At 61.7% G+C, this 17601-nt stretch carries 11 protein-coding genes; 6 read left to right on the top strand and 5 right to left on the bottom strand.

Going from position 1 to position 17601, the window contains the following annotated elements:
• The first annotated feature begins 501 nt into the window (after window positions 1-501).
• The 4 genes from AC3WRR_RS07710 to AC3WRR_RS07695 all read left to right on the top strand — a co-directional run bounded on the left by AC3WRR_RS07710 (window position 502) and on the right by AC3WRR_RS07695 (window position 6441).
• A complete protein-coding gene (locus AC3WRR_RS07710; RefSeq protein WP_492296597.1) occupies window positions 502-2544 on the top strand; it encodes a polysaccharide biosynthesis protein in 2043 nt (680 codons plus the stop codon).
• 96 nt (window positions 2545-2640) lie between these two features.
• Window positions 2641-3870, top strand: coding sequence for a hypothetical protein (locus tag AC3WRR_RS07705; RefSeq protein ID WP_492296596.1), 1230 nt, complete (start codon window positions 2641-2643; stop codon window positions 3868-3870).
• The gene (locus AC3WRR_RS07700; RefSeq protein ID WP_492296594.1) at window positions 3867-4949 is read left to right on the top strand and encodes a glycosyltransferase family 4 protein; all 1083 of its coding nucleotides are present in this window, start codon (window positions 3867-3869) and stop codon (window positions 4947-4949) included. Before AC3WRR_RS07705 ends, AC3WRR_RS07700 begins: the two co-directional genes overlap by 4 nt.
• 175 nt (window positions 4950-5124) lie before the next feature.
• Complete coding sequence (locus AC3WRR_RS07695) at window positions 5125-6441, top strand: oligosaccharide flippase family protein (protein ID WP_492296592.1); 1317 nt, start codon at window positions 5125-5127, stop codon at window positions 6439-6441.
• Window positions 6442-6501: 60 nt separating this feature from the next.
• Here the strand turns inward: AC3WRR_RS07695 and AC3WRR_RS07690 are convergent, their stop codons facing one another.
• From AC3WRR_RS07690 to tviB, 5 genes are all read right to left on the bottom strand, one after another.
• On the bottom strand, window positions 6502-8136 hold the full coding sequence (locus tag AC3WRR_RS07690; RefSeq protein WP_492296591.1) for a hypothetical protein: 1635 nt from the start codon (window positions 8134-8136) through the stop codon (window positions 6502-6504).
• 156 nt (window positions 8137-8292) lie between these two features.
• Entirely contained in the window at window positions 8293-9411 is a 1119-nt protein-coding gene (locus tag AC3WRR_RS07685; protein WP_492296589.1) for a glycosyltransferase family 4 protein, read from the bottom strand.
• Window positions 9399-11426: an asparagine synthase (glutamine-hydrolyzing) gene (gene asnB / locus AC3WRR_RS07680; RefSeq protein ID WP_492296587.1), complete on the bottom strand. Its 2028-nt coding sequence runs from the start codon at window positions 11424-11426 to the stop codon at window positions 9399-9401. The genes AC3WRR_RS07685 and asnB overlap by 13 nt, the downstream gene beginning before the upstream one ends.
• A 27-nt stretch (window positions 11427-11453) precedes the next feature.
• A complete protein-coding gene (locus AC3WRR_RS07675) occupies window positions 11454-12539 on the bottom strand; it encodes an SDR family oxidoreductase (RefSeq protein ID WP_492296585.1) in 1086 nt (361 codons plus the stop codon).
• 46 nt (window positions 12540-12585) lie between these two features.
• Complete coding sequence (tviB, locus tag AC3WRR_RS07670; protein WP_492296583.1) at window positions 12586-13863, bottom strand: Vi polysaccharide biosynthesis UDP-N-acetylglucosamine C-6 dehydrogenase TviB; 1278 nt, start codon at window positions 13861-13863, stop codon at window positions 12586-12588.
• Window positions 13864-14567: 704 nt separating this feature from the next.
• Between tviB and AC3WRR_RS07665 the strand changes: the two genes are divergently transcribed.
• Window positions 14568-15032 (top strand): low molecular weight protein-tyrosine-phosphatase, encoded by a 465-nt coding sequence (locus AC3WRR_RS07665; RefSeq protein WP_492296581.1) that lies wholly within the window; start codon window positions 14568-14570, stop codon window positions 15030-15032.
• The gene (locus AC3WRR_RS07660) at window positions 15029-17260 is read left to right on the top strand and encodes a polysaccharide biosynthesis tyrosine autokinase (protein WP_492296579.1); all 2232 of its coding nucleotides are present in this window, start codon (window positions 15029-15031) and stop codon (window positions 17258-17260) included. Before AC3WRR_RS07665 ends, AC3WRR_RS07660 begins: the two co-directional genes overlap by 4 nt.
• The last annotated feature ends 341 nt before the right edge of the window (window positions 17261-17601 follow it).

Genomic DNA, 17601 nt, shown 5'->3' with positions numbered 1-17601 from the left:
CTCAGCAATCGAAGTCGGCACGGGCGTCGCAGTCTCCATGGCATCCGCCACAAAGCCGAACAAACATATGGGGGACTCGTTGCACGATGCCGCCCGCTTTGCTCATGGAAGCTGCGTTTATCTAACCAGACCCGACTTCGGGCGTGAAGCCGGCCAGATGGACTAGTTCGCACAGTTGAGACTCATGTGCGCTCTCCCGGACCTATGCACTTTCGTACGCGAACGCACCTTGCGACATTACGCGTCGCCGGGCAGAACCCATAATGGCTTCCATCTGCACCAGTGTCGAAGGCATTCCGTCGCCCGCACGGCATTAAAGGCAAGTCGGGCGTCAATGCCGGCAGCAAGATGCCGGTTGCCGCCACAGCCTTTGCCTAAAAAAACTCAAAACAAAATGGAGAACGCCGCGAAACCGCTGTTGTGTGTCCCGCCATGGGGCGCACCTGGGTCATGGTCTGGTCGCAGCCGGACCTCAGCTGTGATGACGTGAGGCCTTGGCAAATGAGAAATCTCCTGTCGCAGTGGCTTATAGCGCTACCAAGACGCCATAAGGTGGCACTCATGTTGTCGGCGGACCTGCTGGCGTTGCCCCTGTGCTTCGCGCTGGCGTTGTTCCTGCGCGCGGGCAATCCCGAACTGCTGGTGCAGTACGGCATGGCGCCGCCGCTCATCATTGCCGCATGCACGATCCCCGTCTTCTCGCTGAGCGGGCTGTATCGGACTGTGATCAGATATTTCGATCTCAAGGTTCTCTGGACCACCGGCATCAGCCTGGCCTGCCTGGTCGGACTCACCTATGCACTCTCGTTCCTTGTGCATCTCGACCGGCTGCCTCGTAGCGGTCTGCTCATCTACTGGTTCATTGCATTTGCCTATCTTGTGACGTCACGCTTCGTCGCACGCTCGTTGCTGACGTTCTCCCAAGAAAAAAATCGCCAGGCTCAGCGCGAACGCTCGGCGTTGCGTGTTGGCATCTTCGGTGCTGGCGAAGCAGGATTCCAGCTAGCCATTGCCATGCGATCAAGCGTTGACCACAAGGCGGTATGCTTCTTCGACGACGATATTTCACTCAACCGCAATATCTTCGCTGACCTGCCGGTCTATCACAGCAACCAAATGCGCGAGCAGATTCAGCAGCACGGCATCCATGAGGTCGTACTGGCGGTGCCGTCACTGTCTGTCGAGCGCCGCCGGCAGATTATCGACAGACTGCACCGCTATTCAGTCAGCGTGCGCACGCTGCCCAGCCTGTTGGAACTGGTAGATCGAAAAATCAGCGTGCAGTCCATCCGCGACGTCAGCATCGAGGACCTGCTGGGCCGCGACAGTGTCCGACCTCGCGAAGAACTGTTCGCCAAATGCATCCATCGCAAGACGGTCATGGTCACCGGCGCAGGCGGGTCCATCGGCAAGGAGCTGTGCCGCCAGATCGCGACCCAGGATCCCCAGCGCCTGATCCTGTTCGAACACTCGGAGTACGCGCTCTACGCGATCGAGCAAGAACTCAGGCTGCGTTACCCCGAGTTGGAGATCACCGCACGGATCGGCTCCGTCTGCGATGCCACGGCAGTCTCCGCTGCGCTGCGCGGCCAGCGTGTGGACACGATCTACCACGCCGCGGCCTACAAGCATGTGCCGCTGGTGGAAGCGAACATGCCGGAAGGCATACGCAACAACGTGCTAGGGTCGTGCACGGTCGCCAATCTTTCGGACCATTTCGGCGTACAAACCTGCGTGCTGGTGTCCACCGACAAGGCTGTACGGCCCACCAACGTGATGGGGGCCAGCAAGCGCATTGCCGAGCTCGTGTTCCAGGCCGCCGCCGCGCGCCCGAGCACGCGCACTACCTTCTCGATGGTTCGCTTCGGCAATGTGCTGGGCTCATCCGGCTCCGTGGTACCGCTGTTCCGCAAGCAGATCCGCGAGGGCGGGCCCATCACGATCACGCATCCAGATGTGATCCGCTTCTTCATGCTGATCCCGGAGGCGGCCCAGCTCGTCATCCAGGCCGGCGCCATCGCCAAGGGCGGCGAGGTTTTCGTGCTGGACATGGGCAAGCCGGTACGCATTGTTGATCTGGCGCGCACGATGATCGAGATGTCCGGGCTGGTCGAGCGTACACGCAAGAATCCAAGTGGCGACATTGAGATCAAGTTCGTCGGGCTGCGACCGGGCGAAAAGCTTTACGAAGAACTGCTGATCGGCGGTGACGTCACGCCGAGCGTGCACGAACGCATCATGTGCTCGCAAGAGCCATGCCTGGAAGAGGCCGATCTGCACAGCAGGCTGGACCGGCTATTCGCCGCCTGCGAAATGCGCGACGAAGTCGCGATCCAGACGGCGGTGCAGTTGATCGTGCCGGAATACGCTCCCTACAGCTCGCTGGATGCAACCCGCTCTGGTGAACGAAATCCGAAGTCAGCGGAAGAGGCCCGCGAGCCGTTGCACGCAACGATCCGGAAAATCACGGCACGTGGCCTGCTTGGCGACAGTCCGGATGAGCTCAAACCGGCAAGTGCCGTGAGTCGTGGCGATGTGCCCTGACCCACCAACCGGCGTTGAAGACGGATAACGCCGGACGATAATTGCAATAATAGAAGTGGCACGCAGCGCCCGACGTCCACATGATGGCAACACGAAATGTTCAAGAACCTCCTGTTGTTAAGCTCGGTCGTCCTGTTCTTCCTGTCGACTGTCATACCTAATGCCCTGCAAGGCGCCACTGCTGCCGCCATGATTCTCTGCGCCACGCTGGCCCTGCCATATATCCGTCCTAGCCGAAGGCTCAACCTGCTCCTGATTCTCTATCTCCTTGGTTGCTTGGTGACCGTCTTCTACATCCTGGTAGGGACCAGCGCAGGCGCAAGCCGCGAAGCAGTACAGCAAACGGTCGTGATCTACATTATTTCCCCGCTGCTCTGGATATTGGTCATCTCCGGCGTGACGCGCCTCCTGGACGAGGAAACCTTCCGGCGCTGGACGATCCGCTTCACGACCTTGTGCGTTGCGAGTGTCCCGCTGTTTTTTTTCCTGTATCTTCAGGGCTATACGGAAGCCGCGCATTTCTTTATCAGGGACGCCAACGTCGACATGAATGACGGCAACGTTGCTGCAACAATCCACGTTTATGCCTCTCTCATTTTCCTGTCGGGAGGCCTGTTCGCAGCGCCCGGATTGGTGCGGGGCTATCTTTCCAGAATGCTTCTTCTGTCCGCCTTGGCAGTTGTTGCACTCACATCTGGCCGCTCGGCGCTCATGCTCTCGATACCCGCTGGCATGTTGCTCGGGCTCGCGCTGAACTCCCGCACCCCCCCCCCAAGCGCCAGGTCGTCCCAGGGCCGAGGCGCCCGGTCTGTCTTTCACACGGGCCTCGTCGTCGGTGCAATCCTGCTCGGCATAGCGATGGCTTTTGACAACGTTAGCCTTAGCCGCATATTCGGCATAGTTATCGAGAAACTCACAACCGGAGGCGGAACGGAAAGGGCGGAACAGTTTGATGCCCTGATGGAGGGTGTGGCCCGCCACTGGGCGTTGGGTTCCGGCCACGGAATCGGCGTGAGCTATGTGAGAAACGAGGACTATCCCTGGCGATACGAACTCGTATGGGTTGCAAGCTTCCTGCGAGTCGGCGCGATAGGGAGCCTCATCTACCTGCTCCCGTTCCTGATGTACATCATCATTTTCCTGAATCAGTGGGCTCGCCGGCGCGTAGCGGAGTTGGATGTTTTCATGTTCAGCGGCTTTGTGACCGCCTTCCTGGCGTCCAACACCAACCCCTATATCGAAGCTTTCACCTTCCAATGGATTTACATCCTCCCCGTGGTTTATCTCGTGAACAGGCAGATCCCTGTCAAGGTGAGTCGGCAATGACAGGAACTCGTATCCTGGTACTGACAAGGTATGGACGGCTTGGCGCATCGTCTCGTCTGCGCAGCCTGCAATTTCTGCCATGGCTGGAGCGCGCCGGCCTGTCGCTGACGGTGCAGCCGCTCTTATCCGATGCGGCTCTCAGCCAGCGCTACAGCCGTGCCCGTTACGTCTTCACAGCGCTGCTTCATTCCTACGCGCGACGTTTGCTCGCTCTAGCCAGCCGGCGAAACTTTGACCTCGTCTGGATCGAGAAAGAGGCACTCCCCTGGTTTCCGGTCTGGCTGGAAAGTGGCCTGCTAAAGGGCGTGCCATACATTCTGGACTACGACGACGCGCAGTTCCATGTCTACGATCTCCATCGTTCGGCATTGGTGCGATCCTTGTACGGTCGTCGTCTGGACACCCTGATGTCAGGCGCCCGCCTGGTCATGGCCGGGAACGACTACCTGGCGCAGCGCGCAAGGCGCGCAGGCGCGAGTTGGGTCGAGATTGTCCCGACCGTCGTCGACCTGAGCCGCTACACCATCCAGCGTCGACTGAGCGAGAATCCGGCCACGCCGTTGCGTATTGTCTGGATCGGCTCGCCCTCCACTGTCAGGTACCTGGGTGTCCTGAAATCAGCGCTAGCTTCCCTGGCCGATCGCCATGAATTTATCCTGCGCGTGATAGGCAGCCAGTTCAGCATCCCGGGCGTGAAGGTCGAATCCATCCCATGGACCGAAGACACGGAGGCTGCCTCCATTGCGGATTGCGACGTCGGCATCATGCCGCTCGCCGATTCTCCATGGGAACAAGGCAAATGCGGGTACAAGCTGATCCAGTACATGGCATGCGGCCTGCCCGTGATCGCCTCGCCAATTGGGGTCAACCAGGAAATTGTGCGGGATGCTTTTAATGGCTTTCTGGCGCGGGGCGAGGCGGACTGGATCTCGAAATTCTCGCAATTGCTCACCAGCGCCGAACTTCGACGCGGGATGGGAAGCGCGGGACGCGGGCTCGTTGAGAACCACTACTGCGTACAAAAGGTAGCCCCGAAAATGGCGACAATGCTTGCGCAGGCCGCAACATCAACACGATGACATCCAGACTCATTCCCCACAATGCCGCCGGATACGAAAGGGAATACGGCCACCGTGCCGGGCTCCTGATCGCGGCTACTGTGCCATGCCCTCCTGACAACAGGCTCCGAGAGCAGGCGAAACGCCGGTCGCGGCCTTTTTTTGCGTCGCTTGCCACCAGTCGCGGTGCCGGCGTATGAGGACTTCTCACATTTCCTGGAATTTGGTGGGGCTCGGCGTCCCTGTCGTCATTGCAGCCCTGACGGTGCCGGAGTTGCTACACGCTCTTGGCGTCCAACGGTTCGGACTGTTGACCCTCGCCTGGGGGCTGATCGGCTATGCCACGACCCTTGATTTCGGCATCGGCCGGGCAGCGACGCACCAGATTGCGGCCCTGCGCGGCAGCTCGGCTGAGCAGAATGATTCTATCGTCGGCGTCCTGACGACCGCGGAGCGAACCACGTTTGTCACGGGCATGATCGGCGCCCTCGCCGTACTGATTGCTCTTGCACTTGGCGCCGACTCCCTGCTGAAGGTGGAGCAAGTACCAAGATCCGAGATCCAGTGGTCCATAGCCCTGCTGGCGCTTGCGCTCCCTTTGCAGGCAATTTCGGCAACCTATCGGGGCGTGAATGAAGCCTACCTCAACTTCAAGGGCATCTGCATCGTACGCATGCTGCTTGGAGCCGCGAACTTCGGGGTGCCCTGCCTGGTTGCGTTCCTCAGCCCGAAATTGTACTGGCTGATCCTCAGCCTGGTGCTATCGAGAGCCCTTGCCGCCTTGATGTACCGATGGCTGGCAAGGCGCTGCATCGGCTTGAAGCGAGGCACGCGAGTGCCTCCGTATTCGCGCGATGTGGCCAGGAAGCTCGCCGGGTTCGGAGGGTGGTTCACGCTTAGCGGGGTGCTCAATCCTATAGTGTCGTCGGCCGACAGGTTCATTGTTGCTTCCATTGTCTCCTCGGCCGCGGCAGCGGCCTACGTCATTCCGTATGAAATGGTGGCACAAAGCCTGATCCTCCTTGGCGCTGTGACGACCGTGGCATTTCCCTATCTGAGCCAACGCAGAATCAGCGCGCCCGACGATGCCAAGCGGATGTTCTACCTGGTACTGTCGCTTGCACTGATTGCCATGTCGGTTGTCGCAGCGACGCTCGGCTTCCTTGGCCACTCGATCATCTCGCTGTGGCTGGGAAAGGCGATCCCTGCAGGTGCCGAAGATATTGTTCGCATCCTGAGTCTGGGATTGCTGCCCTATACAGTGGCATCGATGTACATCGCCTTTTTGCACTCCGATGGCCGTACCGAGGTGACCGCGAAAATTAATATTGTCGAGTTCCCGGTTTTCCTTTTGCTGACATACCTGCTGATCGTGCGATTCGGCATCGTTGGGGCAGCCTATGCGTGGGTCTTGCGCCACTCAATGGATGCAATCCTGTTGGTGATCGCAGCGGAGAGTGACTTGATTCAAAGATGGTCACGCCAGCGCGCCATCGGACCGCGCGAAGGCTGAGCCACATGCCGGCAGGGGCGGGAATCTGACTCAGCCAGGCAACCGCATCGCCGCCAGCTTTCAACTGACGGCCGCATAAGCCGCGGACCAGTCAACACCAAGCGTGGTCCCATTGCCATCGCTCAGACGCACCCAGCCCAACAGCACCCTGCCCGACTGCGCAGAAGGTACCGTATTTCGGACAAAAGTGCCGCGGGCCCAAGTGCCGCCTTTTGGCAGCGTGCTTTGCTCGGTGACGCCTTGCACGTTGATGCGGGGCAGCTGGGTATCACCCACCCAGGTGGTCCAGTTGGAATACGGTCCGTAGACCGCGCAATCTCGAATGGCACAGTTCTCGTATGTCGCCGCTCCCTCCTGCCGGTAGGTGCGCGTCCAGGCAGCACTGTATTCAACGTCGACGGAAATGACGACATCCTTCATCGCCGGGTTCAGCAGGTACACGCCGGATACAGTGGAATAGTGCTTCTTTACCGGACCGGACACGCTGCCGCTGATCTTGGTGCTCACCGCCTTGCCTATGCGGATTCCACGCTGCCCGATGTCGTCGGCGTTGATATGGATAGTGCTGTTGACCGGCCCCGTTCTCGTACCGGTGTCGCTGCCGATCCTGGCCCCTTCCCGCACATGTTGCACATTGGCCTGGATATGAACGGACTGGCAATCCGTCACAATGACTGCATCGCCCCGCGCCCTTGTATAGACGGTGGATCCTTTCGCCATCAGGTTCCGCACTGCATCGCCGATCACCAGGCAATGGTTGTTGGTTTGTGTCACGGCACCGAACTCGTCTGCAATCGTTGCAGCTGAGGTATTCTTGACCACGAATGATCCCACCGAGACACCCACCACATTGGCTGACTTTGCGTCGCCTTTTCCAGTGAACTGCAGGCCCGACGTGCCACTGGTCACCACTGAGAGGGATCCAATGCTGAGATTGGTGACCGACTGGTAAGGATGGTCGAGTTCGACGTCAAAGCCGCCAGGCATCACGATGCCGTTGATGGTCCCTCCGACCCGGAATGATCGGAATGTTCCGATGCTGATATTGTCGCCACTGATAATCGACAAGCCGTTGCGTCCGTCGTCCTCGGAGTTGTAGGCCTCGAATACCCCGATGTTGATCCCAACCGGATTGGCGCTGCTGGCCATCCAGTCGGATTGGCTGATATACAAGCCATCGCCACGAACCTCACGCGCGCGAAAGCTGGGGATCTCCAGATTCGTCGCGCCCGCGATACCCACCAGATGTATATGCTCGCGGGCAGGCTGCCGGACCCTGTTGCCGTGACCGCGAAACACCAGCCTTACCCCATCGCAACGACCTATGATCAGACCGACCCATGCGCCGCCAAAGTTGGGGCTTCCTGGTGGCATTGGCTTCAGCAGCAGTTCACCGTAAAAGATGATTGTCGTATTGCTGTATGACGCGTCCGGCATCGTGACGCCCGCCGCCATGATCTGCCCGTCGGGGATGACGAGCGTCTTGCCTCGGCTGGAATTGATGGCGGCCTGAAGGATTCTGGTTTCATCCGAGCCATCCATCTTCGCGCCAAAATCCGTCACGCTGACGACATCCGTCGGCTTTCGCGGCCTGCTTGCCTCAGTCTGACCGGAAACCGCTCCCGACCTTGCTGCCAGCATGGTGCCTGCACTTACGGCTAGCCCTGCCAGAAAACTGCGCCTCGGTTCGCTCATGATTGCTCCACCCTGTTGATATCCCGAAGCGCCTGCAACGGCGTCACGACAGCCCACCTCATGATCTTCTTCACCTCAGGCCGGGCAACTCAAGACTCATTCCAGAGATGTGCGATCCGGGCAAGCGATGTTCCACGTGCCTGCGCCTGCCGGCGCCTACTCGAACCCCATCTCGCGCAGCATTGCCGCGTTGACCTTGCGCACGTCGTACTTGCTTTCGGCGATCTGGCGCGAGCGCTGGCCCATGCGCACGACTGTTTCCCAGTCCTCTATCAGCTGCATCATGGCCTGCTCCAGCGCGCCGACGGACCTGACCGGCACCAGCAGGCCGTTGTCTCCGTCGACCACCGTCTCGCGGCAGCCCGGTGCATCGGTGGTGATAATGGGGCGGCCCATCGCCATGGCTTCCAGCACGGAACGCGGCGTGCCTTCTCCGTAGGATGGCAGCACGTAGATGTTGCAGCCAGCAATGGCCGGGCGGACGTCGGAGAGCCGCCCGAGGTAGTCGACGGTTCCGTCGGCCACCCATGCGTCCAGCTCCTGCTGCGCGATGGCGTCTTGGCTGGTGTCGATCCAGCCGACCAAGCTGAAGCGCGCTCTGGCGCCCCGCGCCCGGATGCGCCGCGCGGCCTCGGCATACTCTCGCACGCCTTTGTCGCCCAGCAGGCGCGCGATCAGCAGGAAGCGCGGGCCGTCGTCGGGCAAGGGCGCGACCCCGAAGCTGGCGACATCGACGCCGGAGCCGTTCACAATACACGAACGCTTGTCGCGCGGCAGGATCTCGGAGCGGCGGAACAGCGCCTCATCGTCCGGATTCTGGAAGAAGGTGATATGTGCCCGGCGGAGTGCCAGCGCGTACAGCCGCTGCACCAGGGCACGCAGGCTGCTCCTGCTCTTGTCGTCGCCAAAGGCGTAGCCCAGCCCGGTGATCAACGCGAAGCGGCGCGGCACACGGGCCAGCCAGGCCGCCAGCATGCCGTAGATGACGGGCTTGATCGTATAGCTCATGACGCAGTCAGGCCTAAGCCGCCGCATTAGGCGATGCAGTGCAAGCAGCGTGCGCGCGTCAGCCAGCGGGTTCTTGCCGCTACGTTCGAGGGAAATGCTATGCACGACCACGCCGCGCGACTCCAGCGCGGCGCGGATCGGGTGTCCCGCCGGCAAGTCCGGCGCGGCGACATGCATTTCCAGCCCCTTTTCCTGCAATGCCTCCATGAGCGGGCCGCGAAATGCGATCAGCGACTCCGCAAAGCTCGCGATCATCAGGAAGCGCATGCGGGCCTCCAATTGAATTCAACCCCACTGGCGTGCTCGACGGAAGTCTGCTGTACGCTTTCGTGTGCCAACCAGGCCTGGAACATGAGCACACACCACAGCGAATGCTGCCAATTGCGCCGCCCGGAAAGATGTTCCGTCCACCGCCTGCGAACCGGTTCCGGATTCAGATAGCCCTCTCGACGCAGGCGCTGCCCGTCAAGAAGGTCTTCAGCCCAGTCGCGCAGCGGCCCACGCAGCCAGGCGTCGATCGGGACGCCAAATCCCATCTTCGGCCGCTCGATCAGTTCACGGGGCACGTAGCGGTCAAGCACGCGCCTGAGCGCCCACTTGGTGGTGTAGCCGCCGTCTTCCCGGCGGATCTTGTAAGCCAAGGGCAGGCGCCAGGCGAACTCGACCACGTGGTGATCGAGGAATGGCACGCGTGTCTCGATGCTTCGCGCCATAGCCGCGCGGTCGACTTTGGCGAGAATGTCGTCGGGCAGATAGGTCAGCATGTCGGCCGCCATCATGCGTTCCACGTCGCTCAGCGTCTGGAGCAAACCCATGGCGCTGTCCAGCACAGTGGCCGGCTCCCTCCCACCCACCACGATCGCCTCGGGGAATGGCCACTGGGAAACCATGCCACGGTACAGCTCGGTTGCAGAGCGCGCGGCCATGACGCCGGCACCTTTGTGGACCTTTTCGCCCACGTCGGCCCAGCGCGAAGCCATGTGAAGCGATGCTGCGATCTGATCGATCCGGCGCGGAGAGAAGCGGGTCAGTCCCCATGCCGCTGCTGCGCGAATCGGACGGGGAATGCGCGCAAGCCGATGCCACAGTTCGGCCGTAATCTGGTAGCGGCTATACCCGCCGAACAACTCATCGCCGGCGTCGCCCGAGAGCGAGACCTTCACGTGCTGCCTGGCCAGTTCGCTGACAAGCAGCGTCGGGATCTGCGAGGAGTCGGCGAACGGCTCGTCGTAGATTTCGGGCAGCTCTGGGATGACCGCCATTGCATGCTCCGGCGTGACGTACAGCTCGGTATGGCTAGTGCCCAGATGCCGGGCGACGGCCTTCGCGTGCGCGGCTTCGTCATCCGAGCCAGCACGCCCGATGGTGAATGTGCGGATCGGCTGTGACGACTGGGACTGCATCAGCGCCACCACGGTCGAGGAGTCGATGCCGCCGGAGAGAAAAGCGCCCAGCGGCACATCCGACATCATCTGGCGGCGCACTGCCTTGCGCAGCAGCGCCTCCAGCCAGTCCACCGCCTGTTCTGGGTCACCGGGGAAGGGGTCCTGCCTGCCTTTCAGCGCCGCCTCGGCCCCAGACCAGTAAGCGTGCAACACCGGCTCGGGTGCCTGGATGGAGACGGTCAACAGGTGCGCCGGCGGCAGCTTGGCGATGCCGTGGTAGATTGAATGGGCGCCGCTCACGTTGCCGTAGCGCACGTACAGGCTCAGCGCGTCGCGGTCGATGCGGCCCTCGAATGCCGGGTGCGAGCGCAGTGCCTTGAGTTCCGACCCGAAGAGAAAAGTACGGGTCCGGCCCGTCCCCTGCCAGCCGTAGTAGAGCGGCTTCTCGCCTAGCCGGTCACGCGCCAGCGTCAGCGTGCGTGTCTGCCGGTCCCACAGTGCAAAGGCGAACATCCCTGCGGCGCGTCGGACGGTGGCATCGGCGCCCCAGGCATCGATACCGGCGAGCAGCGTCTCCGTGTCCGAATGCCCTCGCCACAGAGGCGCGGCGCCGGCTCCTTCCAGCTCGGCCCGGATTTCGAGATGGTTGTAGATCTCGCCATTGAACACAATGACGTAGCGGCCACTGGCCGCCATCATCGGCTGCTGGCCGGCGGGAGAAAGATCAATGATCGCCAGGCGCCGGTGGGCGAAGGCGAACGGCGCATTCGGATCGCACCAGAGGTCGCCGTGGTCCGGCCCACGGTGACGAATCCGGTGTGCCATCCTGGACAGCATGGCCGCACGGGCTGGCGGAGCGGCAGGCAGGCCGCCGAGAATTCCTGCAAATCCGCACATCGTTTTTCCCCTGTCTTTATGTTACGCTCAGACGTCCAGCGACTGATGCATCTGCACATACCAATGCATCGCCTCGGCCAAGCCGTCGCGGATGCGGTGAGTGGGCCGGTATCCCAGCAGCCGTTGCGCCTTGCCAATGTCCGCCTGGCTGTGGCGCACATCGCCCGCCCGGAAGGCACGATAGACCGGTTCGGTGTCGGCGGCGATGCCGTAGGGGCCGAGCCCGTCGCGAAGAAGCTGGAACAGCGTGCTCAGCGTGGTGCGGTCGCCGACGGCGATGTTGTAGACCTGGCTGTCGCCCTCCCGGCTTTCGCTGGTGGCGGCCAGCAGGTTGGCCTGCACGGCGTTAGCGACGTAGCAGAAGTCGCGGCTCGTTTCCCCGTCGCCATTGATGTAGACAGTTTCACGCCGCAGCAGCGCCGCGATCCATCTCGGGATCACGGCCGCATAGGCGCCGTTGGGGTCCTGGCGCGGCCCGAACACATTGAAGTAGCGCAGTCCGACGGCATGCACGCCGTAGCAGCGGCTAAAGACGTCGGCATACAGCTCGTTCGCATACTTGGTGACGGCATAGGGGCTCAATGGCTTGCCAATGCAGTCTTCGACCTTCGGCAGGCCCGCGTGGTCGCCGTAAGTGCTGCTGCTTGCCGCGTAGACGAAGGCTTTGACCCGGGCATCGCGGGCGGCGACCAGCATGTTCAGGAAGCCGCTGATGTTGACGCTGTGAGTGGAGATAGGATCTTCCACGCTGCGAGGCACGGAGCCGAGAGCCGCCTGATGCAACACGAAATCCACCGGGTACAGGTCGGCGGCAGCCCCCTTGGGTTGGGGCTCGCGAAATAGCATGGCGCTGCGGCAATGCTCGAAGTTGCGGATATCGCCTTCAATGAACTGGAATTTGGCCCACTGCCTGGGCGACACCAGCGCCTCGACCTCGCAGAGATTGCGCCGGTGGCCGGTGGAGAAGTTGTCCAGGCCCACAACGCGCTGGTCTAGCCGCAACAGTGTTTCCAGCAGGTTGCTGCCGATGAATCCGGCGACGCCGGTGACAAGCCACGTACATGGCGTGGCAGCCAGGCGGACCTTGAGTTGCGTATAGGTGTCGGCTTCCATAGGCTGTTCTTCTGCTGCACCGGTTCCGGCGGCTTGCCAGGTGTTCCTACAGGCGTGCGTCGACTTCGCTCCTCGGCAGAATCCCTTTCACGTCGAACAGCACTGCATGAGGCTTGCCAAAGGCCCTGATTTCCCTCACGCCCATGGTGACGAACTGGTGGTGGGGGACAGCCAGCACAATGGCGTCGTACTGGTCGTGCCGAGGGGGCTCGCGCAGGCACGCAAGGCCGTATTCCTGCTCGGCTTCCTCGACGTTGATCCAGGGATCGTAGACATCGATCTCGGCGTTGTAGCCGCGCAGCGTCGTCACGATGTCCACCGCCTTGGTGTTGCGCACGTCCGGACAGTTCTCCTTGAAAGTCAGGCCAAGCACAAGGACGCGGCTGCCGAGCACCGGAATACCCCGGCGCAACATGAGCTTCACCACCTCGTCGGCGACGTGGATGGCCATCCGGTCGTTGATGCGCCTTCCGGCAAGGATCACCTGAGGGTGATAGCCGACCTCCTGCGCCTTATGCGTGAGATAGTAGGGATCGACGCCGATGCAGTGCCCGCCAACCAGGCCTGGGCGGAACGGCAGGAAGTTCCACTTCGTGCCGGCAGCCTTCAGCACTTCGAGGGTGTCGATTCCCAACTTGTGGAAGAGCAGGCTGAGCTCGTTCATCAGTGCGATGTTCACGTCGCGCTGTGTGTTCTCAATGACCTTGGCAGCCTCCGCCACGCGGATGCTGCTCGCCCGGTGCGTGCCGGCCACAATGATCTTTCGGTAGAGCTCGTCGATCGCCTCGCTGACCTCGGACGTGCTGCCGCTGGTAACCTTGCGGATATCCGGCAGCCGGTGCTCCTTGTCGCCCGGGTTAATGCGTTCCGGGCTGTATCCGCAGAAAAAGTCCACGTTGAACTTCAGGCCGCTGTGGCGTTCCAGCACCGGCACACAGATTTCCTCGGTGGCGCCTGGATAGACGGTCGATTCGTAGATCACCACGGCGCCGGGTGCCATGGCGCGGCCTACTGCCTCGCTCGCCAGGATCAGCGGTGTCAGATCCGGGCGCTTGGCCTTGTCCACCGGCGTCGGTACGGTGACGACAAAGACCTGGCAGTCCTTCAGGGCCGCAGGGTCGCTGCTGTAACGCAGGTGGCGTGCGCTGCGCAGGGCATCCGGATTGACCTCCAGCGTGGCATCCCGGCCGCTGCGCAGTTCATCGATGCGCACGGTATTGATGTCGAAGCCCAGGACAGGTCGCTGCTTGCCAAACTCCACCGCAAGCGGCAGGCCGACGTAACCCAGGCCGATGATGGCGATTTGGGCGTGACTGAGGTCCATGACCGTAATCTCCTGGGTGAGTGAGCCTGACGGGGGTGGCATGGAGGAGCGGACTTTTGAAGGATTATCCAGGGCAGGCAGCGCTCTGTGCGCGGGGCTTCGTGTCTTGGCGTACAGAACACCAGATGGATGGCGGGCGCGCCGCGCCTTTAATTGGACCGGGCGAATCGCAAATCGGCCGATGCGTCCGCAGCTCGGGCTGTTTCAGTGAATTCGGGAAATCATGGCCTAGGGCGCCTCATCAGCACCGTCCGGCCGCAGATTCCCGAGCCAGCCAGCGAGGACAATCGGCTGGTAGCACAACTTGAGGCCTGACCGCCAAACTGGAGTCTGATAACGACACCTCCCTTGGCTGTTGTTCTACAGGCTGAATGCGATGCTGCACGCCTGCGGAAGAGCGCATGTACATGCCCCGCCCACTACGCTCTCATCCTTTGGGCTGAGCTTCCCATCAGGTGCCAAAATGCAGCCTGTCTGCTCCATCCGTTGGCGGCGAATGAGTGTGTGAGAGCGCACCGAATAATGGTCCGCGCCTCCCTACGATGCAATGGCACAGACATGCATGGGACACCATGTCCAGTCGTGTCCCCATAAGGGAGACTGCTATGAGACCCATCCCAGCAGGGAAGGACTCAAGTGAGATAGGACTAGATGGCTCTGCCATGCCACATCATCCGGTCGTCTCGTCTAACAGGCGCGATAGCATGATCAAGTCCATCCTTGTCATCTGCGTCGGCAACGTTTGCCGCAGCCCGATGGCAGCGTGCCTGCTCCAGCGCGCCTTGCCGGGCTGCAAGATCGCCTCGGCAGGACTCGCGCCGCCGCTTGGCGCGAGTGCCGACCCGCATGCAATCAGGCTGCTGGCAAATGAAGGCTGTGATCTCGCCAGCCATCGTGCGCGCGCCGTCGACGCGATCATGGTGGCAGCTGCTGACCTGGTCCTCGTGATGGACAACGAACAGCGCACGGAACTGGGCTTGCTCTTTCCGCAAGCCCGGGGAAAGACATACCGCCTCTGCGAATTTGTGCCTGCGGATGTGCCGGATCCGTACGGCTGCTCCCTCAGTATGTTCAACATCGTCCTGGGGCTGATCAAGCTAGGCATCGAAGCGTGGTCGGCACAGATTGAGGCTGCAACATCCGCACAGGCCGATGGAGAGGCACCATGACGACCGGTACACGCAATACCATGCCCGACGGTCAGGACGCCTATGGCAAGCCGGTTGACCTGACGGCCTATCTTGATGTGTTGGTGCGCTACCGCTGGACGTTAGCGATAGCGGTGGTGGTGGTGGCCGGCGCCGGCATCGTCTATGCAATCTTTGCGCGCCCGATCTATCGCAGCGACTTCGTGGTGCAGGTGGAGGAGTCCAATGGCGCTACCGCCGCTGCCACGCTCAGTGCCAGCCCATTACCGGCGCTCGATCCCAAGCCCGCGGCCAGCACCGAAGTCGAGCTGCTGCGCTCGCGCATGGTGGTGGCCAAGGCCGTCGACAGCCTGCGGCTCTATATCGAGGCAACTCCGCGCTACTTCCCGCTGGTGGGCGCCGCTGTTGCCAGTTTCAATCACGGGTTGTCAGACCCAGGCCTGTTCGGCTGGGGAGGCTTCCCCTGGGGCCAAGAGTCGATCACGGTTTCGCACCTCGAAGTGCCTGCCAGGATGGAAGGCAGCAAGATCATGCTGACTGCGCTGGGCGGTGGAAAATATCGGGTGGCATTTGCAAGCGACAGCCCGTCAGCGACGGGCACGGTGGGGCAGGCGTTGTCGATAGAGACTGCGGCAGGCCCTGTCACGATCCTCGTCAGCGAGCTGGACGGCAAGCCCGGCTGCCGCTACGTGCTGCGCAGGCTGCCCCGCGACGACGCCATCGCGCAACTGCAGGACAGGTTGATCATCAACGAACGCGGCAAGCAAAGCGGCGTCATTGGCGTGTCTCTGGATGGCAGCTCACCGGAGATGACGGCGGCCATCCTTAACGAGATCGGAAACGCCTATGTGGATCAAAACGTTCGCCGCATGGGTGAAGAAGCCGAAAAGTCACTGGCCTTCCTCGAGCAGCAGCTTCCTCAACTCAAGCAACAGGTGGAAACCGCGGAAAGCCGGTACAACGCCCTGCGCAATCGGCTGGGCACCATTGACCTGAGCGAGGAATCCAAGCTGATCCTGTCGCAATCGGTGCAGATCCAGACCAAGCTAGAGGAGCTCAGGCAACGCCGTCAGGAACTAGCTTCGCGCTTTACGCCCAGGCACCCTTCCATCGCGCTGATCGGCAACCAGATTGCCAGCCTGACCGCTCAGCTCAACGGCGTTTCCGGCCGTATTCAGAAGCTGCCGGACGTCGAACAAAACGTGCTGCGACTGATGCGTGACGTCAAGGTCAGCACGGAGATGCTCCAGTCGTTGCTCAACGATGTGCAGCAGCTTCGGCTGATGAAGGCCAGCAAGGTAGGCAATGCGCGCCTGATCGATCCGGCGGAGGTTCCGGTCAAGCCGGTACGACCGAACCGGGAAATGATCGTGATGATTTCGCTGGTGCTGGGTCTGGTGGCGGGTGTGCTGCTGGTCATCGTGCGCCAGGCTCTGGATGGTGGCGTGGCAGATGCGGACGAGATCGAGGAAAGGACCGGCATGACCGTATACTCCACCATTCCTTTCAGCGCGCAGCAGGCACGCCTGGAGCCAACCGGCAAGGAGGCAACCAGCCTGCTGGCGTGCGAGTTTCCGGATGACCCCGCTTCAGAAAGCTTGCGCAGCTTCCGCACCGCATTGCAGTTTGCGCTGGCCGGCAGGAACAATCGGGTGGTGGTATTCACGGGGCCGGCGCCCGGTGTCGGAAAATCCTTCGTCTGCTCGAACTTCGCGGCCGTTGCCTCCGCAGGCCGCCGCGTGGTGCTGGTCGATGCCGACTTGCGCCGCGGAGGATTGCACCAACGCTTCAACGAAGTTCGCAGCCCCGGACTGACAGAATTGCTGATGGGCGCATCAGTGGACCGCGTGCTGCGGCGCGAGGTGGCACCAGGGCTGGACTTCATCTCCACCGGCACGGAGCCGCCCCACGCCGCCGACCTCTTGTCGAGCCCGGGAATGGACGCGCTGCTCGAGGAACTAACGTCGCGCTACGACCTCGTGCTGCTTGATACGCCGCCCGTACTGGCGGCGTCCGATGCCGGCATCCTGGCGGGCAAGGCCAGCACGGTGTTCCTTGTCGCCCGTGCCGACAGTACGACCATCGATGAGCTGCTCGCCTCCCGGAGGGAGATCCGGCGGGCGGGAGCCGACGTCAAGGGCGTTCTGTTTAACGGTCTGAACGTCGAAGGCCGTTGGTATCGGTCGCACTATTATTTCGGCAAGTATCGCTACATCAGCAAGTACAGCACAAATACGAAGCGAGCCTGAGCACCAGGATTCCATGTGGCAAAGATGCCCCAGCACGTGCTGCTTTACCTTCGCATGTCCCGCGCTGGGCGAAGTCTCCAGTGGCCTTCCAGGTGCCCGGGGCGCGGATTTATAGACGAAGAAACGCTCATCGAAACCGTGCAATGCCTCGAACAGCGCCGGCGGCATCAGATACTGCCACGGTCAGGCTAGTCAACCGATATCGGCTCTTTGGCCTGACCCCTCTTCGTTTAGCAGGGGTTTCCACGCTTTCCCCCGGGCGAGTTTGCCAGGGATGGATGGGTCTGTCTGTTTAGCCGGCTCCCCACTGCGAGGATTAGCGTGATCCGCTGTCGCATTCA

This window comes from Cupriavidus sp. FW305-3-2-15-C-LB2, from assembly GCF_058787575.1.
The sequence above is the reverse complement of the archived record's forward strand: the minus strand, read 5'-3'. Positions and strand labels throughout refer to the sequence as shown.

Excerpts from the sequence above, each read along its gene's own strand:
- AC3WRR_RS07675 (WP_492296585.1), bottom strand. The coding sequence starts at position 12,539 with ATGGAAGCCGACACCTATACGCAACTCAAGGTCCGCCTGGCTGCCACG.
- AC3WRR_RS07690 (WP_492296591.1), bottom strand. The coding sequence starts at position 8,136 with ATGAGCGAACCGAGGCGCAGTTTTCTGGCAGGGCTAGCCGTAAGTGCA.
- AC3WRR_RS07660 (WP_492296579.1), top strand. The coding sequence starts at position 15,029 with ATGACGACCGGTACACGCAATACCATGCCCGACGGTCAGGACGCCTAT.
- tviB (WP_492296583.1), bottom strand. The coding sequence starts at position 13,863 with ATGGACCTCAGTCACGCCCAAATCGCCATCATCGGCCTGGGTTACGTC.
- AC3WRR_RS07700 (WP_492296594.1), top strand. The coding sequence starts at position 3,867 with ATGACAGGAACTCGTATCCTGGTACTGACAAGGTATGGACGGCTTGGC.
- AC3WRR_RS07665 (WP_492296581.1), top strand. The coding sequence starts at position 14,568 with ATGATCAAGTCCATCCTTGTCATCTGCGTCGGCAACGTTTGCCGCAGC.
- AC3WRR_RS07710 (WP_492296597.1), top strand. The coding sequence starts at position 502 with ATGAGAAATCTCCTGTCGCAGTGGCTTATAGCGCTACCAAGACGCCAT.
- AC3WRR_RS07695 (WP_492296592.1), top strand. The coding sequence starts at position 5,125 with ATGAGGACTTCTCACATTTCCTGGAATTTGGTGGGGCTCGGCGTCCCT.
- AC3WRR_RS07705 (WP_492296596.1), top strand. The coding sequence starts at position 2,641 with ATGTTCAAGAACCTCCTGTTGTTAAGCTCGGTCGTCCTGTTCTTCCTG.
- asnB (WP_492296587.1), bottom strand. The coding sequence starts at position 11,426 with ATGTGCGGATTTGCAGGAATTCTCGGCGGCCTGCCTGCCGCTCCGCCA.
- AC3WRR_RS07685 (WP_492296589.1), bottom strand. The coding sequence starts at position 9,411 with ATGCGCTTCCTGATGATCGCGAGCTTTGCGGAGTCGCTGATCGCATTT.